General features: G+C 61.1%; 18 protein-coding genes and 1 pseudogene. 16 read left to right on the top strand and 3 right to left on the bottom strand.

Annotated elements, in window-relative coordinates:
• Positions 1–14 precede the first annotated feature (14 nt).
• The 10 genes from SIC17_RS01320 to SIC17_RS01275 all read left to right on the top strand — a co-directional run bounded on the left by SIC17_RS01320 (position 15) and on the right by SIC17_RS01275 (position 10,884).
• Positions 15–1,154 (top strand): acyl-CoA dehydrogenase family protein, encoded by a 1,140-nt coding sequence (locus SIC17_RS01320; protein WP_291895737.1) that lies wholly within the window; start codon positions 15–17, stop codon positions 1,152–1,154.
• A gap of 24 nt (positions 1,155–1,178) precedes the next feature.
• Positions 1,179–1,970: an SDR family oxidoreductase gene (locus tag SIC17_RS01315; RefSeq protein ID WP_291895734.1), complete on the top strand. Its 792-nt coding sequence runs from the start codon at positions 1,179–1,181 to the stop codon at positions 1,968–1,970.
• Between the two features lie 41 nt (positions 1,971–2,011).
• Positions 2,012–3,256, top strand: coding sequence for an acyl-CoA dehydrogenase family protein (locus SIC17_RS01310; protein WP_412546160.1), 1,245 nt, complete (start codon positions 2,012–2,014; stop codon positions 3,254–3,256).
• The gene (locus tag SIC17_RS01305) at positions 3,257–4,972 is read left to right on the top strand and encodes a class I adenylate-forming enzyme family protein (protein ID WP_291895729.1); all 1,716 of its coding nucleotides are present in this window, start codon (positions 3,257–3,259) and stop codon (positions 4,970–4,972) included.
• The gene (locus SIC17_RS01300; protein WP_291900260.1) at positions 4,969–5,430 is read left to right on the top strand and encodes a MaoC family dehydratase; all 462 of its coding nucleotides are present in this window, start codon (positions 4,969–4,971) and stop codon (positions 5,428–5,430) included. The genes SIC17_RS01305 and SIC17_RS01300 overlap by 4 nt, the downstream gene beginning before the upstream one ends.
• 19 nt (positions 5,431–5,449) lie before the next feature.
• On the top strand, positions 5,450–6,370 hold the full coding sequence (locus SIC17_RS01295; protein ID WP_412546159.1) for an SDR family NAD(P)-dependent oxidoreductase: 921 nt from the start codon (positions 5,450–5,452) through the stop codon (positions 6,368–6,370).
• Positions 6,371–6,373: 3 nt separating this feature from the next.
• Positions 6,374–7,180, top strand: a complete 807-nt coding sequence (locus SIC17_RS01290; protein WP_291895723.1) for an acyl-CoA thioesterase — start codon at positions 6,374–6,376, stop codon at positions 7,178–7,180.
• Positions 7,181–7,191: 11 nt separating this feature from the next.
• On the top strand, positions 7,192–8,394 hold the full coding sequence (locus SIC17_RS01285; protein WP_412546158.1) for an acetyl-CoA C-acyltransferase: 1,203 nt from the start codon (positions 7,192–7,194) through the stop codon (positions 8,392–8,394).
• A gap of 11 nt (positions 8,395–8,405) precedes the next feature.
• The gene (locus SIC17_RS01280) at positions 8,406–9,380 is read left to right on the top strand and encodes an NADPH:quinone oxidoreductase family protein (protein WP_412546157.1); all 975 of its coding nucleotides are present in this window, start codon (positions 8,406–8,408) and stop codon (positions 9,378–9,380) included.
• A gap of 133 nt (positions 9,381–9,513) precedes the next feature.
• A complete protein-coding gene (locus tag SIC17_RS01275) occupies positions 9,514–10,884 on the top strand; it encodes a M28 family metallopeptidase (RefSeq protein WP_412546156.1) in 1,371 nt (456 codons plus the stop codon).
• A 198-nt stretch (positions 10,885–11,082) separates the two neighbouring features.
• Here the strand turns inward: SIC17_RS01275 and SIC17_RS01270 are convergent, their stop codons facing one another.
• Together SIC17_RS01270 and SIC17_RS01265 are read right to left on the bottom strand one after the other, a co-directional pair.
• Positions 11,083–11,400 carry a hypothetical protein gene (locus SIC17_RS01270; RefSeq protein ID WP_291895715.1) on the bottom strand — a complete coding sequence of 106 codons (318 nt, stop codon included), beginning with the start codon at positions 11,398–11,400 and terminating at the stop codon, positions 11,083–11,085.
• Positions 11,401–11,617: 217 nt separating this feature from the next.
• Positions 11,618–11,989 carry a winged helix-turn-helix transcriptional regulator gene (locus SIC17_RS01265; protein ID WP_412546155.1) on the bottom strand — a complete coding sequence of 124 codons (372 nt, stop codon included), beginning with the start codon at positions 11,987–11,989 and terminating at the stop codon, positions 11,618–11,620.
• Between the two features lie 370 nt (positions 11,990–12,359).
• Between SIC17_RS01265 and SIC17_RS01260 the strand changes: the two genes are divergently transcribed.
• The 6 genes and pseudogenes from SIC17_RS01260 (at position 12,360) to SIC17_RS01235 (ending at position 18,230) form a co-directional block, all read left to right on the top strand.
• Positions 12,360–13,289: a bile acid:sodium symporter family protein gene (locus tag SIC17_RS01260; RefSeq protein ID WP_412546154.1), complete on the top strand. Its 930-nt coding sequence runs from the start codon at positions 12,360–12,362 to the stop codon at positions 13,287–13,289.
• 18 nt (positions 13,290–13,307) lie between these two features.
• Positions 13,308–15,083 (top strand): N-acyl-D-amino-acid deacylase family protein, encoded by a 1,776-nt coding sequence (locus SIC17_RS01255; protein ID WP_412546153.1) that lies wholly within the window; start codon positions 13,308–13,310, stop codon positions 15,081–15,083.
• Positions 15,084–15,085: 2 nt separating this feature from the next.
• Positions 15,086–15,484, top strand: a complete 399-nt coding sequence (locus tag SIC17_RS01250; RefSeq protein ID WP_291895709.1) for a hypothetical protein — start codon at positions 15,086–15,088, stop codon at positions 15,482–15,484.
• A gap of 102 nt (positions 15,485–15,586) precedes the next feature.
• Positions 15,587–16,207, top strand: a complete 621-nt coding sequence (locus tag SIC17_RS01245) for a TetR/AcrR family transcriptional regulator (RefSeq protein ID WP_291895706.1) — start codon at positions 15,587–15,589, stop codon at positions 16,205–16,207.
• Positions 16,208–16,216: 9 nt separating this feature from the next.
• Positions 16,217–16,600, top strand: a complete 384-nt coding sequence (locus tag SIC17_RS01240; RefSeq protein WP_412546152.1) for a hypothetical protein — start codon at positions 16,217–16,219, stop codon at positions 16,598–16,600.
• Positions 16,545–18,230 (top strand): annotated as a pseudogene (locus tag SIC17_RS01235) (alpha/beta hydrolase family protein). Before SIC17_RS01240 ends, SIC17_RS01235 begins: the two are co-directional and overlap by 56 nt.
• Here SIC17_RS01235 and SIC17_RS01230 read toward each other — a convergent pair.
• Positions 18,231–18,989 carry an SDR family NAD(P)-dependent oxidoreductase gene (locus tag SIC17_RS01230; RefSeq protein WP_412546151.1) on the bottom strand — a complete coding sequence of 253 codons (759 nt, stop codon included), beginning with the start codon at positions 18,987–18,989 and terminating at the stop codon, positions 18,231–18,233.
• Positions 18,990–19,030 lie beyond the last annotated feature (41 nt).

The following is a 19,030-nucleotide window of genomic DNA, read 5'->3' as shown; positions in this document are numbered from 1 at the left end:
GGGAGGATTTGATCATGGCAATGGTCCTAAGCGAAGAAGCCGGCATGCTGAAAGATGCGGCCAAGGGATTCCTGGCTGATAGCGCTCCGGTGAGCCAGCTGCGCAGGTTGCGCGATGAGGAAAGTGCAGACGGTTTCGATCGCTCGACATGGAAGGCGATGGCGGAGATGGGCTGGACCAGCGTGCTGGTGCCCGAGGAACATGGCGGCGTTGCCATGGGCCATGTCGCTGCCGGTGTGATCGCAGAGGAAATGGGGCGCACGCTGACGGCGTCTCCTTATCTCTCGACGGCTATAATGGGCGCGACGGCGCTGTCTCGTTTCGGTTCTGACGCCCAGAAAGGCGAATGGTTGCCGCGTATCGCTGCGGGAGAGGCCATCACCGCCGTCGCTGTTGACGAGGGCCGCAAACACAATCCGGTCAATGTAACGACCAAGGCGGAACGGTCCGGCAATGGTTTCAAACTGACGGGTGCCAAGAGCTTCGTGGCGGAAGGTCATATCGCGGACATGCTGATTGTCTCTGCGCGTACCGCTGGCGGAGATGCAGAGGAAGAGGGCGTGTCGCTGTTCCTGGTGCCGCAGGACGCGGCCGGTCTGAAGATCGAGCGCACATCCATGGTCGACAGTCGTAATTCCGCGCGTATCGAGATGGATGGTGTTGAGCTGGATGCTGACGCGCTGCTGGGCGAAGTTGATGGCGGCTACAAGCCGCTGGAGAGCATTCTCGATGCCGGCCGCGCGGGTTTGTCCGCGGAGATGTCCGGCTCAGCCCAGGAATGTCTGTACCAGACGGTGGAATATCTGAAGGAGCGCAAGCAGTTCGGCCAGATTATCGGCACCTATCAAGGTCTACAGCATCGGGCGGCGCACCTCTATTCGGAAATCGAACTGGGCAAGTCGATCGTTCTGAAAACACTTCAGACGCTGGACATGGCGCCGGATCACGCAGCGATGATGGTCTCTGCAGCCAAGTCGAAAATGGGCCAGGTTGCCCAGCTCGCCGCCCAGGAATCCATCCAGATGCATGGCGGTATCGGCATGACGGATGAGTACGATATCGGCTTCTTCATCAAGCGTGTTCGCGTGGCTGAAGCCCTGTTCGGCGATGCCAATTATCACACCGACAAGTTCGCGAGGATGCGGAACTACTAGATCGCTCAGGCGAGGGAGGCCCGAATGGACTATTCCGGCAAGGTTGTTGCGGTCACAGGTGGAGCAAGGGGGATCGGTCGTGCCATGGCCGATGCCTTCCACAAAGCGGGAGCAAAAATCGCCATCGCCGATCTCCAGGGTGCCGAAGAGGCGGCCAAGGCCTATGACGGCTTTGGCATGCGCGTCGACGTCACCCACGAGATGCAGATCGCGGAATTCGTCAAACAGACTGAAGCCGCGCTCGGCACCATCGATGTCTACGTGTCCAATGCGGGTATCCTGCGCACGGACGAACCCAGTTGGGATGCGGCCGGTGCGTCTGACCAGGCTTGGCGCGACAGTTTCGAGGTTAATGTGATGGGCGCTGTTCACGGTGCCCGCCAGGTCTGGCCGGGCATGAAGGAGAAGGGCGCGGGTGTCTTTATCCTCGTGGCCTCCGCAGCGGGCCTGCTGGGCCAGATCGGTGCCTCCTCCTATACGGCAACCAAACACGCGGCGGTCTCGTTTGCAGAGAGCCTGTCAATCGCGCATGGCGATGAAGGTCTGCAAGTCGTCTGCGTTTGCCCCCAGGCCGTCCGCACGGACATGCTGGGGGGCAGCGAGGATGGCGGAATTGCCGGCGCCGACGGCATAGTCGAGCCGGAGGATGTCGCTGCTGAGACGCTCAAGGCTATCGAGGATAAGCGCTTCCTGGCCCTGCCGCACCCGCAGGTCGCCGAATATGAAGCCCTGCGAGCGACCCAGCGCGATCGCTGGCTGGGGGGCATGCGCAAATTTCGCCGTATGATGGTGGGCTCACGCGGCAGACCCGTCTAGGCTGTAATCAACACAAAAAGCGAGAGACAAAGGGGAGAGAGATGGATCTTGGAGTTTCCGAGCGCGTCAAACCGCTGATCGATCAGGTCCGTGCCATGGTGCGCGACGAAATCATGCCACTCGAAGAGGAATACCATCACGAGGTCGGCAAGGCCCCGGGCGGTGACCGCTTCCAGTTTACCGACCGTCAGAACGAGATCCGTGAAAACCTCAAGGCCAAGGCGCGCGAGCGCGGCCTGTGGAATTTCTGGCTGACCGACAGTGACCGTGGTTATGGCCTGTCCACCGTTGAATACGCTTATCTGGCGGAGGAGATGGGCTGGTCTTTCCTGGCTCCTGAAATCTTCAACTGCGCCGCGCCGGACACCGGCAATATGGAAGTGATCGAGCGCTATTGTACGGCAGAGCAGAAGGCGAAATGGCTGGATGGTCTGCTCGAGGGCAAGATCCGTTCGGCCTATCTGATGACCGAACCGGATGTGGCCTCCTCGGACGCAACCAACATCTCGTTTTCAGCGGTGCTCGATGGCGAGGAATGGGTGCTCAACGGCGAGAAATACTGGGCGTCCGGCGCCGGCGATCCGCGCTGTGCCGTCTATGTCCTGATGGCGAAGACCGAGGGCGATGACGCGCCGCGGCACGGCCAGCACTCGCAATTCCTCGTCGACGCATCAACGCCTGGTATCGAGATCCTGCGTCCCATGATGGTGTTTGGCCAGGATGACGCGCCGCACGGCCACATGCATATCCGTTTCACCAATGTGCGCATCCCCAAGGACGCCATCATCCTGGGGCGGGGCAAGGGTTTCGAGATTTCCCAGGGTCGTCTCGGGCCGGGCCGCATCCACCACTGCATGCGTGCCATCGGCCAGTCCGAGCGGGCGCTGGAGATGCTCTGTCGCCGCTCTGTCACCCGCGAAGCGTTCGGCAAGCCGCTGGCCAAGCTGGGCGCCAATGTCGACATCATTGCAGAACGCCGCATGGCGATCGAACAGGCCCGCCTGCTCTGTCTGAAGGCTGCCTGGATGATGGACCAGGGTGATCCGCGCGCCGCTGCACCATGGATTTCCCAGATCAAGGTCATTGCGCCGCGTGTCGCACTGGAGACGGTCGACGAGGCCATGCAGATGCACGGCGGGACCGGTGTGTCCCAGGACACGCCGCTGGCCGGCATGTGGATGGCTCTGCGCACGCTTCGCTTCGCAGACGGCCCGGACGCCGTACACCGCATGGTCATCGGGCGCAAGGAACTCAAACGCTACGTCAACGAGGCTCTGGAGGGCTAGATGGCCGAACGCAAACCCGCTCCCACCCGGGCCGAACTCGAGCCGGTCGTGATGCACATTCTGCAGAACGAGCCGATGTTCAAGCTGGGCGAGGTCGATATCCGCGGCGTCAAGCAGCGCGCCTATGTCGATGCCCCGGCTGATCTGCGTTTCCTGCTGGTTGCTGCCCTGGAACATGCCGAGCGCGAAGCGGTGGTCTTCGAGGACCAGCGCTGGACCTATGGCGAGCTGATCGGCAAGGCGGTCGCCATCGCTAACGGCCTCATTTCGCGTCACGGGGTAACGCCGGGAACACGTGTGGCCCTGGCGATGCGCAATTCACCGGAATGGATTGCAGCCTTTTTCGGCATCCTTGCCGCGGGCGGTGTGGTCGTGCCGATGAATGGCTGGTGGACGTCAGAGGAGATGGGGTTTGGACTTGAGGACTCAGGCGCCAAGCTGGTCATCGCCGGTTTCCGCCAGGCCGAGCGCATTCAGCCCCATGTGGACAGACTGGGTCTGACCATCATCGCCGGGCGCGGCGAGGTCGAGGGTGTCGCGGATCACCTTGAAGCGCTTATAGAGGACGGTGCGGGCAAGCCGCCGCCGGAACTGACGATCGATACCGACAGTGATTTTGCGATTTTCTACACGTCCGGCTCGACCGGATCACCCAAGGGCGCTGTCCTGACGCACCGCGGTGCGGTGAATGCGCTTATGTCCTACGGGCTGATCGGTGCGGCGCTGAAGGCCGTCAACGGCGATGAGGATTTCTTCGGCGACAACCCGGCGGTGCTCGTAGCAGTGCCGTTTTTCCACTGCACGGGATCCCATGCCGTCATGATGATGTCCTTTATCTCCGGCCGCAAAATGGTGCTGATGCGCAAATGGGATCCCGAGGATGCCGTGGACCTCATTGACGAGGAAAAGATCACTAATGTGGTCGGTGTTCCGACCATGTCGCACGAGATCACGTTGGAGGCCGCGCGCCAGGGCCGCGAGCTGGAAAGCCTCATGGATATGGGTGTTGGCGGCGCAAAGCGCCCGACTGCCCATGTGGACAAACTCAATGAGCAATTCCCGCATGCCTGGTCGTCGACGGGTTATGGCCTGACCGAAACCAATGCGATCGGTGCCTATAACGGTACCAATGACTATCAGGGCCGTCCCGGCAGTTGCGGTCGCGCGGTTCCTGCGGTGATCGACATCAAGACCGTGCGCGAGGACGGCTCGACCGCTGATCCCAATGAGCCCGGTGAGGTGTGGATCAAGGGACCGATCCTGTTCCGCGGCTACCTTAACCAGCCTGAAGCGACGGCGGATGTCCTGACCGAGGACGGCTGGTTCCGGACCGGCGATGTGGGCGTGATAGACGAAGAGGGTTTCCTTTTCATCGTTGACCGCATCAAGGACATGATCCTGCGCGGTGGCGAAAACGTCAGCTGCCTGGAGGTCGAAGGAGCCCTGGTGGCGCATCCGGATATCATCGAGGCCGGTGTTATCGGAATTCCGGACGAGCGCCTGGGCGAGTGCGTCGGGGCCGCGATCCTGCTGCGTGAGGGTGCGGAGCTCTCAGATGAAGAGATCACGGCCTTTATCGAACCCCATCTGGCGGCCTTCAAGCGACCAGAGAAATACTGGCGTCTTGACGCTCCGCTACCGCGTGGCGGTACTGGCAAGGTCGACAAGCCGGGCCTTCGCAAGATGTTGTTGCCGGAAGGAGTATCAGCAGAATGACCACGGTTTCACCGAGTGACGTCAAAGGCATGATCGGCAAGGAGATTGGCGTCTCCCGCTGGATCGAAGTTGACCAACAGCGCATCGATGTGTTTGCCGATGTCACTGAAGATCCGCAATTCATCCATATCGACCCCGAGCGCGCCAAGGCGGAAACGCCCTTTGGTGGCACCATTGCGCACGGATTCCTGTCGCTGTCTCTCTTGTCGCCGATGGCCATGGATCTGGGCTTCTCGCTCGAAGGCATCGCCATGGGCATCAATTACGGCTTCGAGAAAGTCCGTTTCCTTCAACCCGTCCGTTCGGGCAGCAAGGTGCGCGGCCGCTTCGTTCTGGATAATGCGGTTGAGCGGCAGCCGGGCCAGTGGATGCTGACCTACGGCGTGACCGTAGAAATCGAAGGCCAGGATAAGCCGGCGCTGATCGCCCAGTGGCTGACCCTTCAGATCGTCTCCTGAATACAGAAAGTTCCTCCCCATGAACGATATTCGATTTGATGGCCGTGTTGCCATCATCACCGGAGCAGGCCACGGCCTGGGCCGTTCTCACGCCAAACTGCTCGCTTCTCGCGGTGCCAGGGTCATGGTCAATGATCTGGGCGGGTCCGTAGACGGTACAGGTTCCGGTTCCGCAGCAGAGGATGTCGCCCAGGAAATCCGCGATGCCGGCGGCGAGGCTCTGTCCCACCGCGCCAATGTCACCCGGGCGGATGAAGTCGAGGACATGGTCCAGCAGACGGTGCGCGAATGGGGCAAGGTCGACATTCTGGTCAACAATGCCGGCATTCTGCGTGACAAAAGTTTTGCCAAGATGAGCGTCGAGGATTTTCAGGCTGTCGTTGACGTTCACCTGATGGGCTCGATGGTGTGCACCAAGGCGGTCTGGGAGCTGATGCGCGAGGCCGGTTATGGCCGCATCGCCATGACATCGTCTTCTTCAGGCATTTACGGCAATTTCGGTCAGTCCAATTACGGTGCGGCCAAGATGGGGTTGGTCGGCTTCATGAACGTGCTGCATCTGGAAGGGGCGAAATACAATATCCGGGTCAATGCACTGGCGCCGGTCGCGGCGACGCGAATGACAGAAAACCTGATGCCGCAGCAAGCGCTGGAAATGCTCACACCGGAAGCCGTTTCGGCCGGGCTTGGTTATCTGGTGAGTGAAGATGCGCCGTCCCGAGTTGTGCTCGCAGCGGGGGCAGGTGGATATGCCGCCTCTAAAATTTACGAGACCGATGGCATCTACCTGCCGCCAGAGCGCCAGACGCCGGAAGACATTGCGGCAAATTTCGACGCCATCCTCGATACCAGCGCCCAGAAGGAATTCCAGCGGGGCGGCGAACAGGGCATCAAATTCCTGGGCAAGGCTGCGGCGGCGCTGGGCGTAAAGCTAGGCTGACTCATGCATCTCTTTGACGAGGCCACCCAGCTAGAGGCGCGCACGCAAGAAGAGGGGGCAGCCACCTTCTCTGGCGCGGCGCATCCCGGGTTTCGCAACATGATCGGCCCCTATGGGGGCTGGTCTGCGGCGATTTTGGCCAAGAGCATTATCGAGGCGGGGACGCCGGACCTGCAACTCGTCTCGCTGACGACGGACTTCCTGTTGGGTATCAATGAGGGGCCGATAACACTGGACGCCCGATGTGATCGGGCCGGGCGCAATACCCAGTTCTGGACGGCCACACTGACCGCAGATGGGGCCGAGACACCCGCCAACAAGGCGATGGGCATTCTGGCTAAACCGCGTGAAACCGTGAGCTGGCAGGAGGGTGAGCGCCCGGACGCGCCGCCGCCGGAAGACTGTGACCGTTTCCCCCTTCCTATGGAATGGACCAAGACGGTGGAAATGCGCGGAGCCGGCAATCCGCCATTCCAGGGCAGCAAGGACACGCGCTCGACCGCTTGGGTGCGGCTGGACCCGGACCGCCCGCTGGATGCCGTCAGCCTGGTTGCACTGGCCGATACGCCGACGCCGCGCCTGTTCTACATCACCAACAAGCCTGACATGATCGCGACGGTCTCGATGACGGTCTATCTGCACGCCACCGCTGAGGATTATGCCGCGGTCGGCACCGACTACATGTTGGTCGAGGCGACAGGTGCACGCGGCGGCAGCGGATTTTTTGATCAACACGCCCGGATGTGGAGCCGGGATGGGCGCCTGATGGCGACCACACAGCAAATCGTCAATTACAGAAGCAAGGGTTAGAGGAGAGAGCTATGCGTGAGGCAGTGATTGTATCAACGGCGCGGACACCGATCGGTAAGGCCTATCGGGGCGCATTCAACGACACCTCCGGTCCGGCCCTGGGCGGACATGCCATCAAACATGCGGTCGAACGTGCCGGCGTGGATCCGGCCGAGATTGATGATGTGATTATGGGCTGTGCGATGCAGCAGGGCTCGACCGGCCGCAATCCGGGGCGCAACTGTGCCATCCGTGCGGGCCTGCCAACCTCTGTTTCCGGCATGTCGATGGATCGGCAATGCGCGTCCGGCATGATGGCGATCGCGACGGCGGCCAAGCAGATCATCTCCGATGGCATGACCGTTACGGTCGGCGGCGGGCTGGAGAGCATCTCCCTGGTCCAGAACGACAAGATGAACAATTTCCGCGCCGCGGACGAGTGGACGCTGGAACATCAGCCGGCCCTCTACATGTCCATGCTGGAAACCGCAGAGATCGTGGCGGACCGCTATGGCGTTTCCCGCGAGGCGCAGGACGAATACGCGGCCCAGTCGCAGGATCGTACGCATGCGGCACAGCAGGCTGGCAAGTTCGACGACGAGATTGTCCCGCTGCCGTCCGTCATGAAATTCTTCAACAAGGAGACCAAGGAAGTTTCCGATGTCGAGGTGACGCTGGAGAAGGATGAAGGCAATCGCCCGGGAACATCGGCTGAAAACCTCGCCGGTCTCAACCCGGTGTTCAAGGATGGCCAGGTGATCAAGGAAGGCCGTTTCATCACGGCCGGCAATGCGTCCCAGCTTTCAGACGGCGCATCCGCGTCCGTCTTGATGGAGGCGCGGGAAGCCGAGCGCCGCGGGCTGGAACCGCTTGGCATCTATCGCGGCATGGCCGCTGCCGGTCTGGACCCGGACGAGATGGGTATCGGCCCTATTCATGCCGTTCCGAAACTGCTCAAGGCCAATGGCCTGACGATGGATGATATCGGCCTGTGGGAGCTCAATGAGGCGTTTGCCGTGCAGGTTCTGCATTGTCGCGACACGCTGGGCATTCCCAATGAAAACCTCAATGTAAACGGCGGCGCGATTTCCGTGGGCCACCCCTATGGCATGTCGGGCGCACGCCTGGTCGGCCACGCGCTGATCGAAGGCAAGCGCCGGGGCGTGAAATACGTCGTGGTGACCATGTGCGTCGGTGGCGGCATGGGTGCTGCCGGCCTGTTCGAAGTCGTATAGGGGGGGCGGACATGAAAGCGCTTTACTGCCGTGAATTCGGACCGGAATCTAATCTGAAGGTTGAAGAGATTGACGATCCGGCGGTACCGGAAAACCACGCCCTGATTGACGTCAAGGCGGCCGGTCTGAACTTTCCCGACCTGCTGTGCGTCCGCGGAGATTACCAGTTCAAACCGCCACTGCCCTTCGTGCCGGGCGGTGAGGGCGCGGGCGTGATCTCCGAGCTGGGCGACGGGCTTGACGGTTTTGCCGTCGGCGACCGGGTCTGTTTCAACGGCCTGACCGGCGCCTTTGCGTCCAAGGTGGCCTCGCCAGCCGGAACCTTTGTCAAAATCCCGGACAGCATGTCGTTCGAAGAGGCGGCCGGCCTGACGGTGGTTTACGCGACGTCTTATTACGCCTTGAAACAGCGCGCGAAACTTCAGCCGGGCGAGACCGTGCTTGTGCTGGGCGCGGCTGGTGGTGTCGGCCTGGCGACGGTTGAACTGGCCAAGGCGATGGGTGCGAAGGTCATCGCGGCGGCTTCGACCGACGAGAAGCTGGCTGTCGCCCGCGAGCACGGCGCCGATGAAGGCATCAATTACACCACCGAAGACCTGAAGGCGCGGGCCAAGGAGCTGACCGGCGGGCAAGGTGTGGACGTGATCTACGACCCGGTCGGCGGAGAGCTGGCCGAAGCGGCCTTCCGCGCGATTGGCTGGGAGGGCCGTCATCTGGTGATCGGATTTGCCTCGGGTCCAATCCCGAAGCTCCCGCTGAATTTGCCGCTCCTCAAGGGCGCGTCCGCGGTCGGTGTCTTCTGGGGGGCGTGGGCGATGCGTGACCCAAAGGGGCACTATCAGAACATGTCGGAGCTGTTTGATTTCTTTGAAAAGGGTCAGATCAAGCCCCATGTCGCCGCGCAGTATTCCCTCGATGAGTTCCTCGCCGCATTTTCCGAGCTTTCCGAGCGTCGCGCGATTGGCAAGGTCGTTCTGAAGCCCTGAGCTGGACTGAGTGTTCAATGATGAATTCAATCGCCGCTCCTCGACAGGGGCGGCGATTTTTTGTTTGCGCCTTCGTGAGTTGCCACAGGCTCTTGCCGCACTATCCTGATGGGAAGAGTTTGGGGAGCAAGAAATGATCAAGTCCATCAGTCTATTGTCCGGCCTGGCATTGCTGGCATCGCCGGTGTCAGCGCAGCACGCACCGCCATCGGAAGTGCTGGCCGTGCATGATTATGTGGCCGCGGTCTCAGCTGACCGGATTGAAGCCGATATCCGGACACTGGCGGAGTTTGGCACGCGTCACACCCTGTCAGAAACCGAGAGCGACACGCGCGGGATCGGTGCGGCCCGCCGCTGGATCTTCGACGAGTTCGAGCGGATTTCTGCGGATTGTGGCGGGTGTCTGGAGGTCATGTATGTGTCCGGCACGACCTTTGGCCAGCCGCGTATTCCCGAGCCGACCGAGATCGTCAATGTGATCGCCATCCAGCGCGGTTCGTTGGATCCGGATCGCATGGTGGTGATGTCCGGTGATATCGACAGTCGTGTCACCGATCCGCTGGACGGCACATCGAACAGTCCGGGCGCCAATGACAATGCTTCTGGCATGGCCGGCGTCATCGAGGCTGCGCGGGTACTTTCACAGCACCAGTTCGCCGGTACGATCGCCTATGCCGGGCTGTCTGGCGAGGAGCAGGGCCTCTTTGGCGGCGGCATTGTCGCCAGTCACGCGCTGGATAATGGCTGGCGCATCAAGGCCGTGCTGAACAATGACATGATCGGCAATATCACCGGTATCAATGGCGTCACCAATAACACCACGGCCCGCGTCTTTTCTGAAGGAACGCGCGCCACTGAAACACCGGAAGAAGCGCGTCTGCGCCGCTTCACCGGCGGTGAGGTGGACAGCCCATCGCGCAATCTCGCACGCATGGTTGACCGGACAGCGGATCAGTACATTCCCAATCTGGATGTGATGATGGTCTATCGCCTCGATCGTTTCCGCCGCGGTGGCCATCACCGCCCGTTCAACGAGGCGGGCATGCCGGGCGTGCGTATCATGGAAACGAATGAGCATTATGATCGCCAGCACCAGGATTTGCGGACCGAGGATGGTCGCGTTTACGGTGATACGATCGACGGGGTGGATTTCGATTTCGCTGCCAAGCTGACCTCGCTCAATGTCGCTGTAATGGCGCAGATTGCGGGCGCCCCGCCCATCCCGGCGAATGTCGAGATCGCGGGGGCGGTTCAACCGTCCACCCATATCCGATGGACCCTGGCAGACGGCCGCGCCGCCGAGAACCTCGCAGGTTACCGCGTGCACTGGCGTCTGACAGATGCGCCGCAATGGACACACAGCCGTTTTGTCGGGCGGACCGACGAGTTCACGCTCGAGAATGTTGTGATCGACAACTATTATTTCGGTGTGTCAGCCGTGGCGCATGATGGTTCGGAAACGCCCGTTGTCTTCCCGGGGCCGGCCGGCTCCTTCGGCGAATAATGCGGGATCGGGCGGCGGCGGCAGCCGCCGCCGACCAGGCGTGGTGACGGCCTATCTTGAGATATCAGGGGCTGCACCACGGTCATTGAAGCACGCGATCCGGCTCGGCTCAGGAAAGCAACCTTGGAACGCAAGCTGCGCCCACAGAAAAAGCCACCGGCAGAAACCGGTGGCTTTAGTTTGTTCCTGACGCGAAGGCTAGCTGTCGCGGGCCACGATCGTATAGGTCACGGTCTCGCCGGTCGCGGCATTGGTGCCTTCCCAGCTGTCGCCGAGGCTGACACCGTCCTGTAGCGGCGCGCAGCCGCTTTCGCCGGTCGAACGGACCACGCAGATTTCAGCGCCCCGGATCTCCCAGGTGCCTGAAATGCCGACATTGGTCGTATAGGTGCCGTCCGGGTTGAAATAGGTGACATAGCTGCCCTGGGAGCTGGAAACCTGCAGGGCATTTTCGAGCAGGGCGCTGGCATCTGCCTGCAGCAGGGCTGTGCTCATCGCGAGTGTTGTCAAAATCATGTGTGGTCTCCCCTTTGTCGCATGGCGAGTTGAAAGATGGATTTCAAATTGCCGCAGCCCGAACGGATAGGCATCCACGCTGCGTGTGCGCCGCGTTTATGTTAGCGAGCTTACTCGCGTGAAACAATATATGGAGGGTCCGGTGTCGCCTCTCAGGCGAAAGAAAAGGCCGGTGCGAAACTCGCCCGGCCTTGTTTGGAGTTGATGTGAGACCGGACTAGTCGGTTTCCAGCATCTCATCCTGTCCGCAGTCGCGCATGCCGAGGAAGTGATGGGTCACTTCGTCGCCGCTCTCATTGGCAACTGCGACCGGGGAAAGTTCCTGGCCGTTGCGCTTGTCATAAAGAACGCAGGGCAGGGATTCATTTCCGTAGATCCAGCGGTCGCCCCACTGCTGCATGGCGATCAGGATCGGGAACAGCGCTTCACCACGGTCGGTCAGGACGTATTCCTGACGCTGGCCACGAACGCCGACTTCCTCGCGGGTCATGATCCCGTTTTCGACCAGCTTGTTGAGCCGGTCCGTGAGAATGTTCTTCGCAATGCCGGTACTTTCGTGGAAATCACTGAAACGACGGGCACCTTTCATAGCGTCTCTTACGATCAACAGTGTCCACCAATCGCCGACTTGATTGAGTGTTTGCGCGATAGCGCAAGGCATTTCATCGAAACGTTTCCGTCCCATACCAATAGTCCCCAAAGACTAAGGCGTTGATACGCCGCTCCTCCAAAAAGTTCGAATCAAGCCGCTCCTAAAAGCAGCCTACCCGAGCACTCCCTTCCCCGCACGAAAGTGAGGTGACAAACAGCTTGCAGGTTGGTCCGTCACGTGCAGTAAAGATACAGGGTTGTGAAATTAATGCGACCCAAAAATGATCTTATGCCGATACCAGATGTGACGGTGAGAGAAACGATAAAAATATCGACAAAGTTTACGGTTGGTTTCCGGGGGAGAGGACTTGCTTGATGGCTTAGGGGTAGACACGCTCACGGTTGAGCTGAGCCCCACATTCCAGCTGATCATGTCCGTCAGCCTCATGGTGATGATGTTCACCGTGGCGCTCGGTCTAAAGTTTCAGGATTTCATCGACTTGAAGAAAGAGCCCGGGGCGGTTGCCGGCGGCGTGGCGGCCCAGGTCCTTGGCTTGCCGCTCCTGACGCTCGGGCTGATCATGATGCTCAACCCGGCGCCCGGCGTCGCGCTCGGCATGATCGTCGTCGCCAGTTGTCCGGGCGGAAATGTTTCCAACGCGCTGACACTCTTTTCGCGCGGTGATACCGCCTATTCAGTCTCCCTGACCGCCATTTCCAGCGTCTCTGCCGCGCTGGTTACCCCGGTCTCAATCCTGTTCTGGGCGAATCAATACGGCCCCACCTCCGCCCTGGTCGATACGCTTGATGTCGACCCGACGATCTTCCTGGTGCAGACCGCGGGCCTGCTTGCCCTGCCACTGGTGTGCGGCATGTCGCTGGCGCACTGGAAAACGGATTTGGCGGCAGTGATGAAGCGCTATCTGACGCCGGTTGCCTTTTCCATCCTGGTCGGGCTGATCCTGGTCGGTGGCTATACCAATCGCGATGTCCTGTTTTCACCGGACCACAATCTCATTCCGCTGGTCATGACGCATAATGCAGTCGCCTTTGCTGCCGGGGCTCTCGCCGCTGTGGCGATGAGGCTGGCGGGGCCCAAGGTGCGTTCGCTGACCTTCGAGGTTGGGATACAGAATGCCGGGCTGGGGCTCTTGCTCCTGTTGTCGCAATTTGGTGGTGTAGGCGGTGCCGTTGCCGTAACCGCGCTTTGGGGCGTGTGGCACATTACGGCAGGATTTGTGCTGGTCGGGCTTTTCCGCGGTTACGACCAGCTGACCAAGAACACGCGGATATCGTGAATTTGACGGGAGGCATTCATGTTCGATCTGGTTATTCGCGGCGGCAAGCTGTTCGACGGCACTGGCACCGAGCCCTGTGAAGCTGACATCGCCATCAAGGACGGCAGGATTGTCCAGATCGGTGATGTGAGTGGCCAAGCGACGCGGGAGATCGACGCTGCCGGCAAGATCGTTACACCGGGCTTTGTCGATATCCACACGCATTATGACGGTCAGGCGAGCTGGGATGAGGAGCTTCGGCCCTCTATCGACCACGGTGTGACTACGGCGGTGATGGGCAATTGCGGTGTTGGATTTGCCCCTGTGCGCGAGGCCGACCACGACAAGCTGATCAAGCTGATGGAAGGTGTCGAGGACATCCCCGGCACGGCGCTGCATGAGGGGCTGACCTGGGATTGGGAGAGTTTCCCGGACTATCTCGATGCGCTCGACAAGATGCCGCGCACGATCGATATCGCCGCCATGATGCCGCACGACCCGCTGCGGGTTTATGTGATGGGCGACCGCGCTGTCTTTTCCGAACATGCGACGGGTGAGGACATCGAGGAAATGCGCCGTTTGACCCGGGAAGCGCTGCAGGCAGGCGCTATCGGGTTTGCTACGGGCCGTTCTGACGTCCACAAGACCGCCGATGGTGACTGGACGCCGTCCTCGGAAGCCACGCGTGATGAACTCACCGGGATAGCCCGGGCCTTCGAAGGGCTGGATTTTGGTGTCGTACAGGCGGTTTCCGATTTCAATCTCGAACGTGGTGAGGCGGATTTTGATGAGGAATGGTCCATCGTCGCCGATTACGCCAAGGCTTCCGGGCGACCGTTTTCCTTTTCTCTCATGCAGCGTGATTTCGCGCCGGATCAATGGCTCAAACTGATCAGCCGGTCGGAAAAGCTCAAGGACGAGGGTGTGGATGCGCGCATGCAGGTCGCGCCGCGTGCGATCGGCGTTTTCCTCGGCTTCAACTGCACTTTCCATCCCTTCATGGGTTATCCGACCTACAAGAGCATTGCGGATTTGCCCCTGGCCGAACGCGTGGCGAAAATGAAAGACTCGGCGTTCAAGGCGAAAGTCCTCTCTGAGAAGACCGACAAGCTCTCCGGCCCCGGCTCGTCCATCCCGCCGCTCGCTGACCTTCTCATGGAGCATATCGAGATGGTGGCCGAGAAGTTCTTCCAGATCGGCAACCCTCCGGATTACGAGCAGCCAGCGGAGAATTCGTTGGCCGCGCGGGCGCGTGCCGAAGGCAAGCCGTTGATGGAGATCATCTACGACACCCTGCTGGAACGGGATGGCAAGGAGCTGATCTACCTGCCGCTCTATAACTATACTGAGCTCAATTACGACAATGTGCTCAAGATGATGGAGCACCCGCAGGCGCTCTACGGCCTGTCTGATGGCGGCGCGCATGTGGGCACGGTCTGCGATGCTTCCATGCCGACCTATATGATCACACACTGGACGCGGGACCGCTCGCGAGGGCGCAAGCTCGATCTTCCAACCGTGATCCGCATGCTGACCGGGGCGCAGGCCGATTACCTGGGCATGTCCGACCGTGGCTATCTCCGGGAAGGTCTCAAGGCGGACATCAATATCATCGACCTTGACCGCCTGCAGATGGAACCGCCGCACATGGAACAGGACCTGCCGGCCGGTGGTCAGCGCCTGTTGCAGGGCGCGCGCGGTTACACGGCGACGATTGTCGCCGGTGATGTCGTCATGGAGGAGGGGCGGCTCACCGGCGCCAAGCCTGGGCGCCTCTATCGGGCCGGGCAACCAGCTGTTGTGGCAGCGGAATAATCATGAGGCTCTTTTCCCCCATCGTTCTGCTGGTCGCTCTGGGCGTCGCGCTGCTGTCTGTGACCCTGTTGGTGCTTGAACCCGCCAGCTGGAGCAGGGCAGTTTTGTCGCTGGTCTTCCTGCCGCTTGCCGGGGCAGTGATCTTCCGGGTCGCTCGTCGCAACTCGCAATCTGCTGCGGCGCGCGAGCGGTCGTTGATCCGGACCCGGGCAGCCATGGTGGGAGCAGGAGCCGTCCTGGCCTCGGCCCTCGGCTTTCGCCTGGTTGAGGTGTTTGGCATTGAAACGGACACGACCGCAAAATCCGTTGCCAGCATGGTTCTTGTCCTGGTCGTGGTGTTCGGCGAGTTCCAGTCCGGTCGAATGGACCGTGAAGCGGACAAGCTTGACGACGAAGACTGACGCGACCCATCAGCGACGTTCGTTCAAGCCCGCTAGCAATCTGACGCATTTCTAATTCGAATCCGAATTCGAATTCGGCATTTTGCTGGCATGGATATGATCATGACACCGAGGCAGGCGCGCAGTCTGCGGACCCAGGAGAGCATTCTCGACGCTTTGGAGCGTTTGCTGAACGCTGACCCGTACGGCGAGTTGTCCATGCCTGGCATTGCCGAGGCTGCGGGCGTGTCGGTCGGCGGGCTTTACGGCCGCTTTGCCAATCGCGAACAGCTGATGGACGCCGTGCACGCCCGATACCAGGCGCGGCGGGATAAAATGTTGGTAGAGAAGCTCGACGCGCAGGGCGAAACAGGGCTGTCCGAGCGGATCGGCGCGTTTGTGGACGCCTTTGTCGATTTGCACTCCCGGAATGCGGGTGTCTTGCGCAGTTTCATTATCCGTCACTGGCTGACGGGTGGAGCTCCGACCCACGAGGTCCTGGCCGAGGTTCGCGATCACAAACAGCGTGTCGTCGACTATCTGCTGGCGGCTTGCCCGGACGATGAGCGCGGCTCCAGAGCAGGTCGGATCCGCCGTGCGGTGGAATACGTGATTTCAATCAGCAAGGACCAGATCGTTGTGGCGCCGGATAAGCCGGCTGAGCGCACGGCGCTGGACCTTGAACAGCTACGCGCAGACCTGCGGTTGATTGCCAACCGTATGATCTTCGGTCGCGATCCCTAGGAGAGACAAATGCCCCTTAATCGAGGCGGAATTATTCCGGTGCTTCTCGCGACCGGACTGGTGGCTTGTGGCCTTGATTCCGATGTCCAAGCCCAGGATGAGCTCATCCCGAGGGCGGCGCTCTTTTCGGACAATACGCGTTACGATGCGGCGTTGTCGGCCGATGGAAGGCGTTACGCCTGGTCGGCTGAACATCAGGGCGTACCGGCCATCTGGATGGCTTCCCGCGACGGTAACAGGGGCGCTCGCCCGGTCACGCCTGCTGGTGCCTCGGTTCCGCAATTCATCTGGAGCGCCAATCCCGATGTGATCCTGATCATCGGTGACAACTCAGGCGATGAGCGCTGGCGGGTTTCCGCGCAGCGGAGGTCTGGTCGATCTGACGCCGGGTGAAGGCGAACGGGCCAGCGTTCTGGCGGCGTCGGTGCAGGATCGCGATCATGTCGTGATCTCGTCCAACGAGCGCGACCCAGCGCACTCGGATCTTTTCAAGGTGAATATTCTCACCGGAGAGCGGTCGCGTATTCTGTTGAACGAGGCGGGGTATGCGAACTTCCTGGTTGGTACGGACCTCGTGCCGCGCATCGGTGTTCGCGTGTATCCCGACACCGGGGATTTCCGTCTGGATGCGCTGGAGGCCGAACCGCGCGCGCTGGCCGAGATTGCCTACGAAGACACCCGCGGGTTCGAGCTTCTGTCCGTGTCTGCAGAAGCCGACGAGATCTATCTGCTAGATACGACCGGCCGCAATACCAGCGCGCTGGTGGCCATGAACCTTGAGACAGGCGCGAGCCGCGCCCTTACAAGTAATGATCGGGCTGACATCGTCGAAGTCATCACCGATCCGCACACCGGTCACCCGCTGGCCTATGCGCATGATTACGCTGGCAAGGTCTGGGAAGCGGTCGAGGCCTCTGACGAGGCGCTGTTTGAACGTCTTGGCGAGCTGGACGGCCGGGTTGATTTCGAGGCCTGGAGCGCGGATGGAGAGGCGTTCACACTCTACGTCACAGGCTCGGCGCCGTCCGCCTATATCCGTGTGGTTCGCGCGTCCGGCGAGATCAGCCATCTGATAGATATCTATCCGGATCTTGCCGGATATGAGTTCACCGCCAAACAGGCCGAACGCATCACCACCCGGGACGGACAGGAAATGATCGCCTGGCTGACTCTGCCGCATGGTTCCGACAGGGATGGCGATGGCAGGCCTGACACGCCGGTTCCGATGATCGTCATGCCGCATGGTGGCCCCTGGGACCAGTCGCATGAGGCCTTCGATCCGTGGCAGCGATCGCTGGCCGATCGGGGATATGCGGTGCTGTCACCGAACTTCCGGGGCTCGACCGGTTACGGCAAGGCCTGGCTCAATGCGGGTGATCGGGAATGGGGCGGCGTCATCCAGAACGACGTCATCGACGCCTCCCGCTGGGCTGTCGAGGCTGGCATCGCCTAACAGGACCGGATCGGTATCTGGGGCGCATCCTTTGGGGGTTATATGGTCCTTAGAACACTGTCGAACACACCGGACGAATTCGCTTGCGGGGCGGCGGGGGCCGCGAGTACGGACCTGACGACCCTCTACGATTCCCTGCCGGAATACTGGACAGCCTTCCTGGCGGAGTACCGCCGCCGCGTGGCCGATCCGACGACGCAAGAGGGGCAGGCCCTCAGCCGGGCCCATTCCCCGCTCTATGAGGCGCACCGGATATCCGCTCCGTTGCTGATCGGTCAGGGGGCCGAGGACAGTCGCGTGCCGCGGGCCGAGTCCGAACAGATTGTCTCGGCCATGGTCGGCAATGGCCAGCCGGTCACCTATCTGCTGTTTGAGGGCGAGGGGCATGGCAATCGCATCGTGGCCAATAACCGCGCGGCCATGGCGATCACCGAGAATTTCTTTGCCGCCTGTCTCGGCGGCCGGACCGAGCCCTTTGGCGATGCCCTGGATGGCAGCACGCTGACGATCCCGCAGGGCGCGCAGCATGTGCCGGGGCTGGCGCAGGCCTTGTTGACCCGGGAAGAGTGATCAGCGCACGTAGCTCGCACCATTGATGTCGATGCAGGAGCCTGTGGCGCTGGCGCAGGCTCCCGAGCCGAGGAAAGCGCACATGGCGGCAATTTCCTCCGGCTCGGCCATGCGACCGATGGGGATTTCCGAACTTGCTGCAGCAATTCCTGCAGCATTTTGCGGTGCCATGCGGGTGTTGATCCAGCCCGGCGCGAGCGCATAGGCGTGAATTCCGAACTGGCCCCATTGCCGTGCAATCGTCTTGGTCAGCGACAGGACCGCGCCCTTGGAGGCGGCATAGGCCATGTGGTCCTTGTCCTCGCCGCGATATCCGGCCCGGCTGGCGATGTTGATGATCTCGCCACCGCCGCTTTCCTTCATCTCCGGAATGGCCGCGCGGCAGATATCGGCGACGGCCATCAGATTGACCTGCAGGATGCCGGCCCAGTTGGCTTCCCAGGTCTCGTCGGAACTGTCCAGCGGCGTGTCCCAGTGAATGCCGGCATTGTTGACGACAATATCGATACGTCCTCCGGCCATGTGCAGCGCAGCATCATAGAGGTCACGGGCTGCGCCGGGCATCATCAGGTCGGCCTGGACGGCCCCTAGGGCCCGCGGCCCGATTTCGCGAACAGCCGCATCGGCGTCGGCCATGTTCTGATTGCCGTGGAGGATGACCTCGGCGCCCTGTTCGGCAAACAGGAAGGCGGCCGAGCGGCCAACGCCATGGCTGGATCCGGTGATCAGGGCGCGTCGGCCGGAAAGGGGTCCACTCATGGTCTTGTCCTTGTCTCTTGAAGTTCTGGACGAGCATTAGC

This window comes from Maricaulis sp. MIT060901, from assembly GCF_047123815.1.
GTDB lineage: Bacteria > Pseudomonadota > Alphaproteobacteria > Caulobacterales > Maricaulaceae > Maricaulis.
This window is presented reverse-complemented; position numbering and strand designations above follow the sequence as displayed.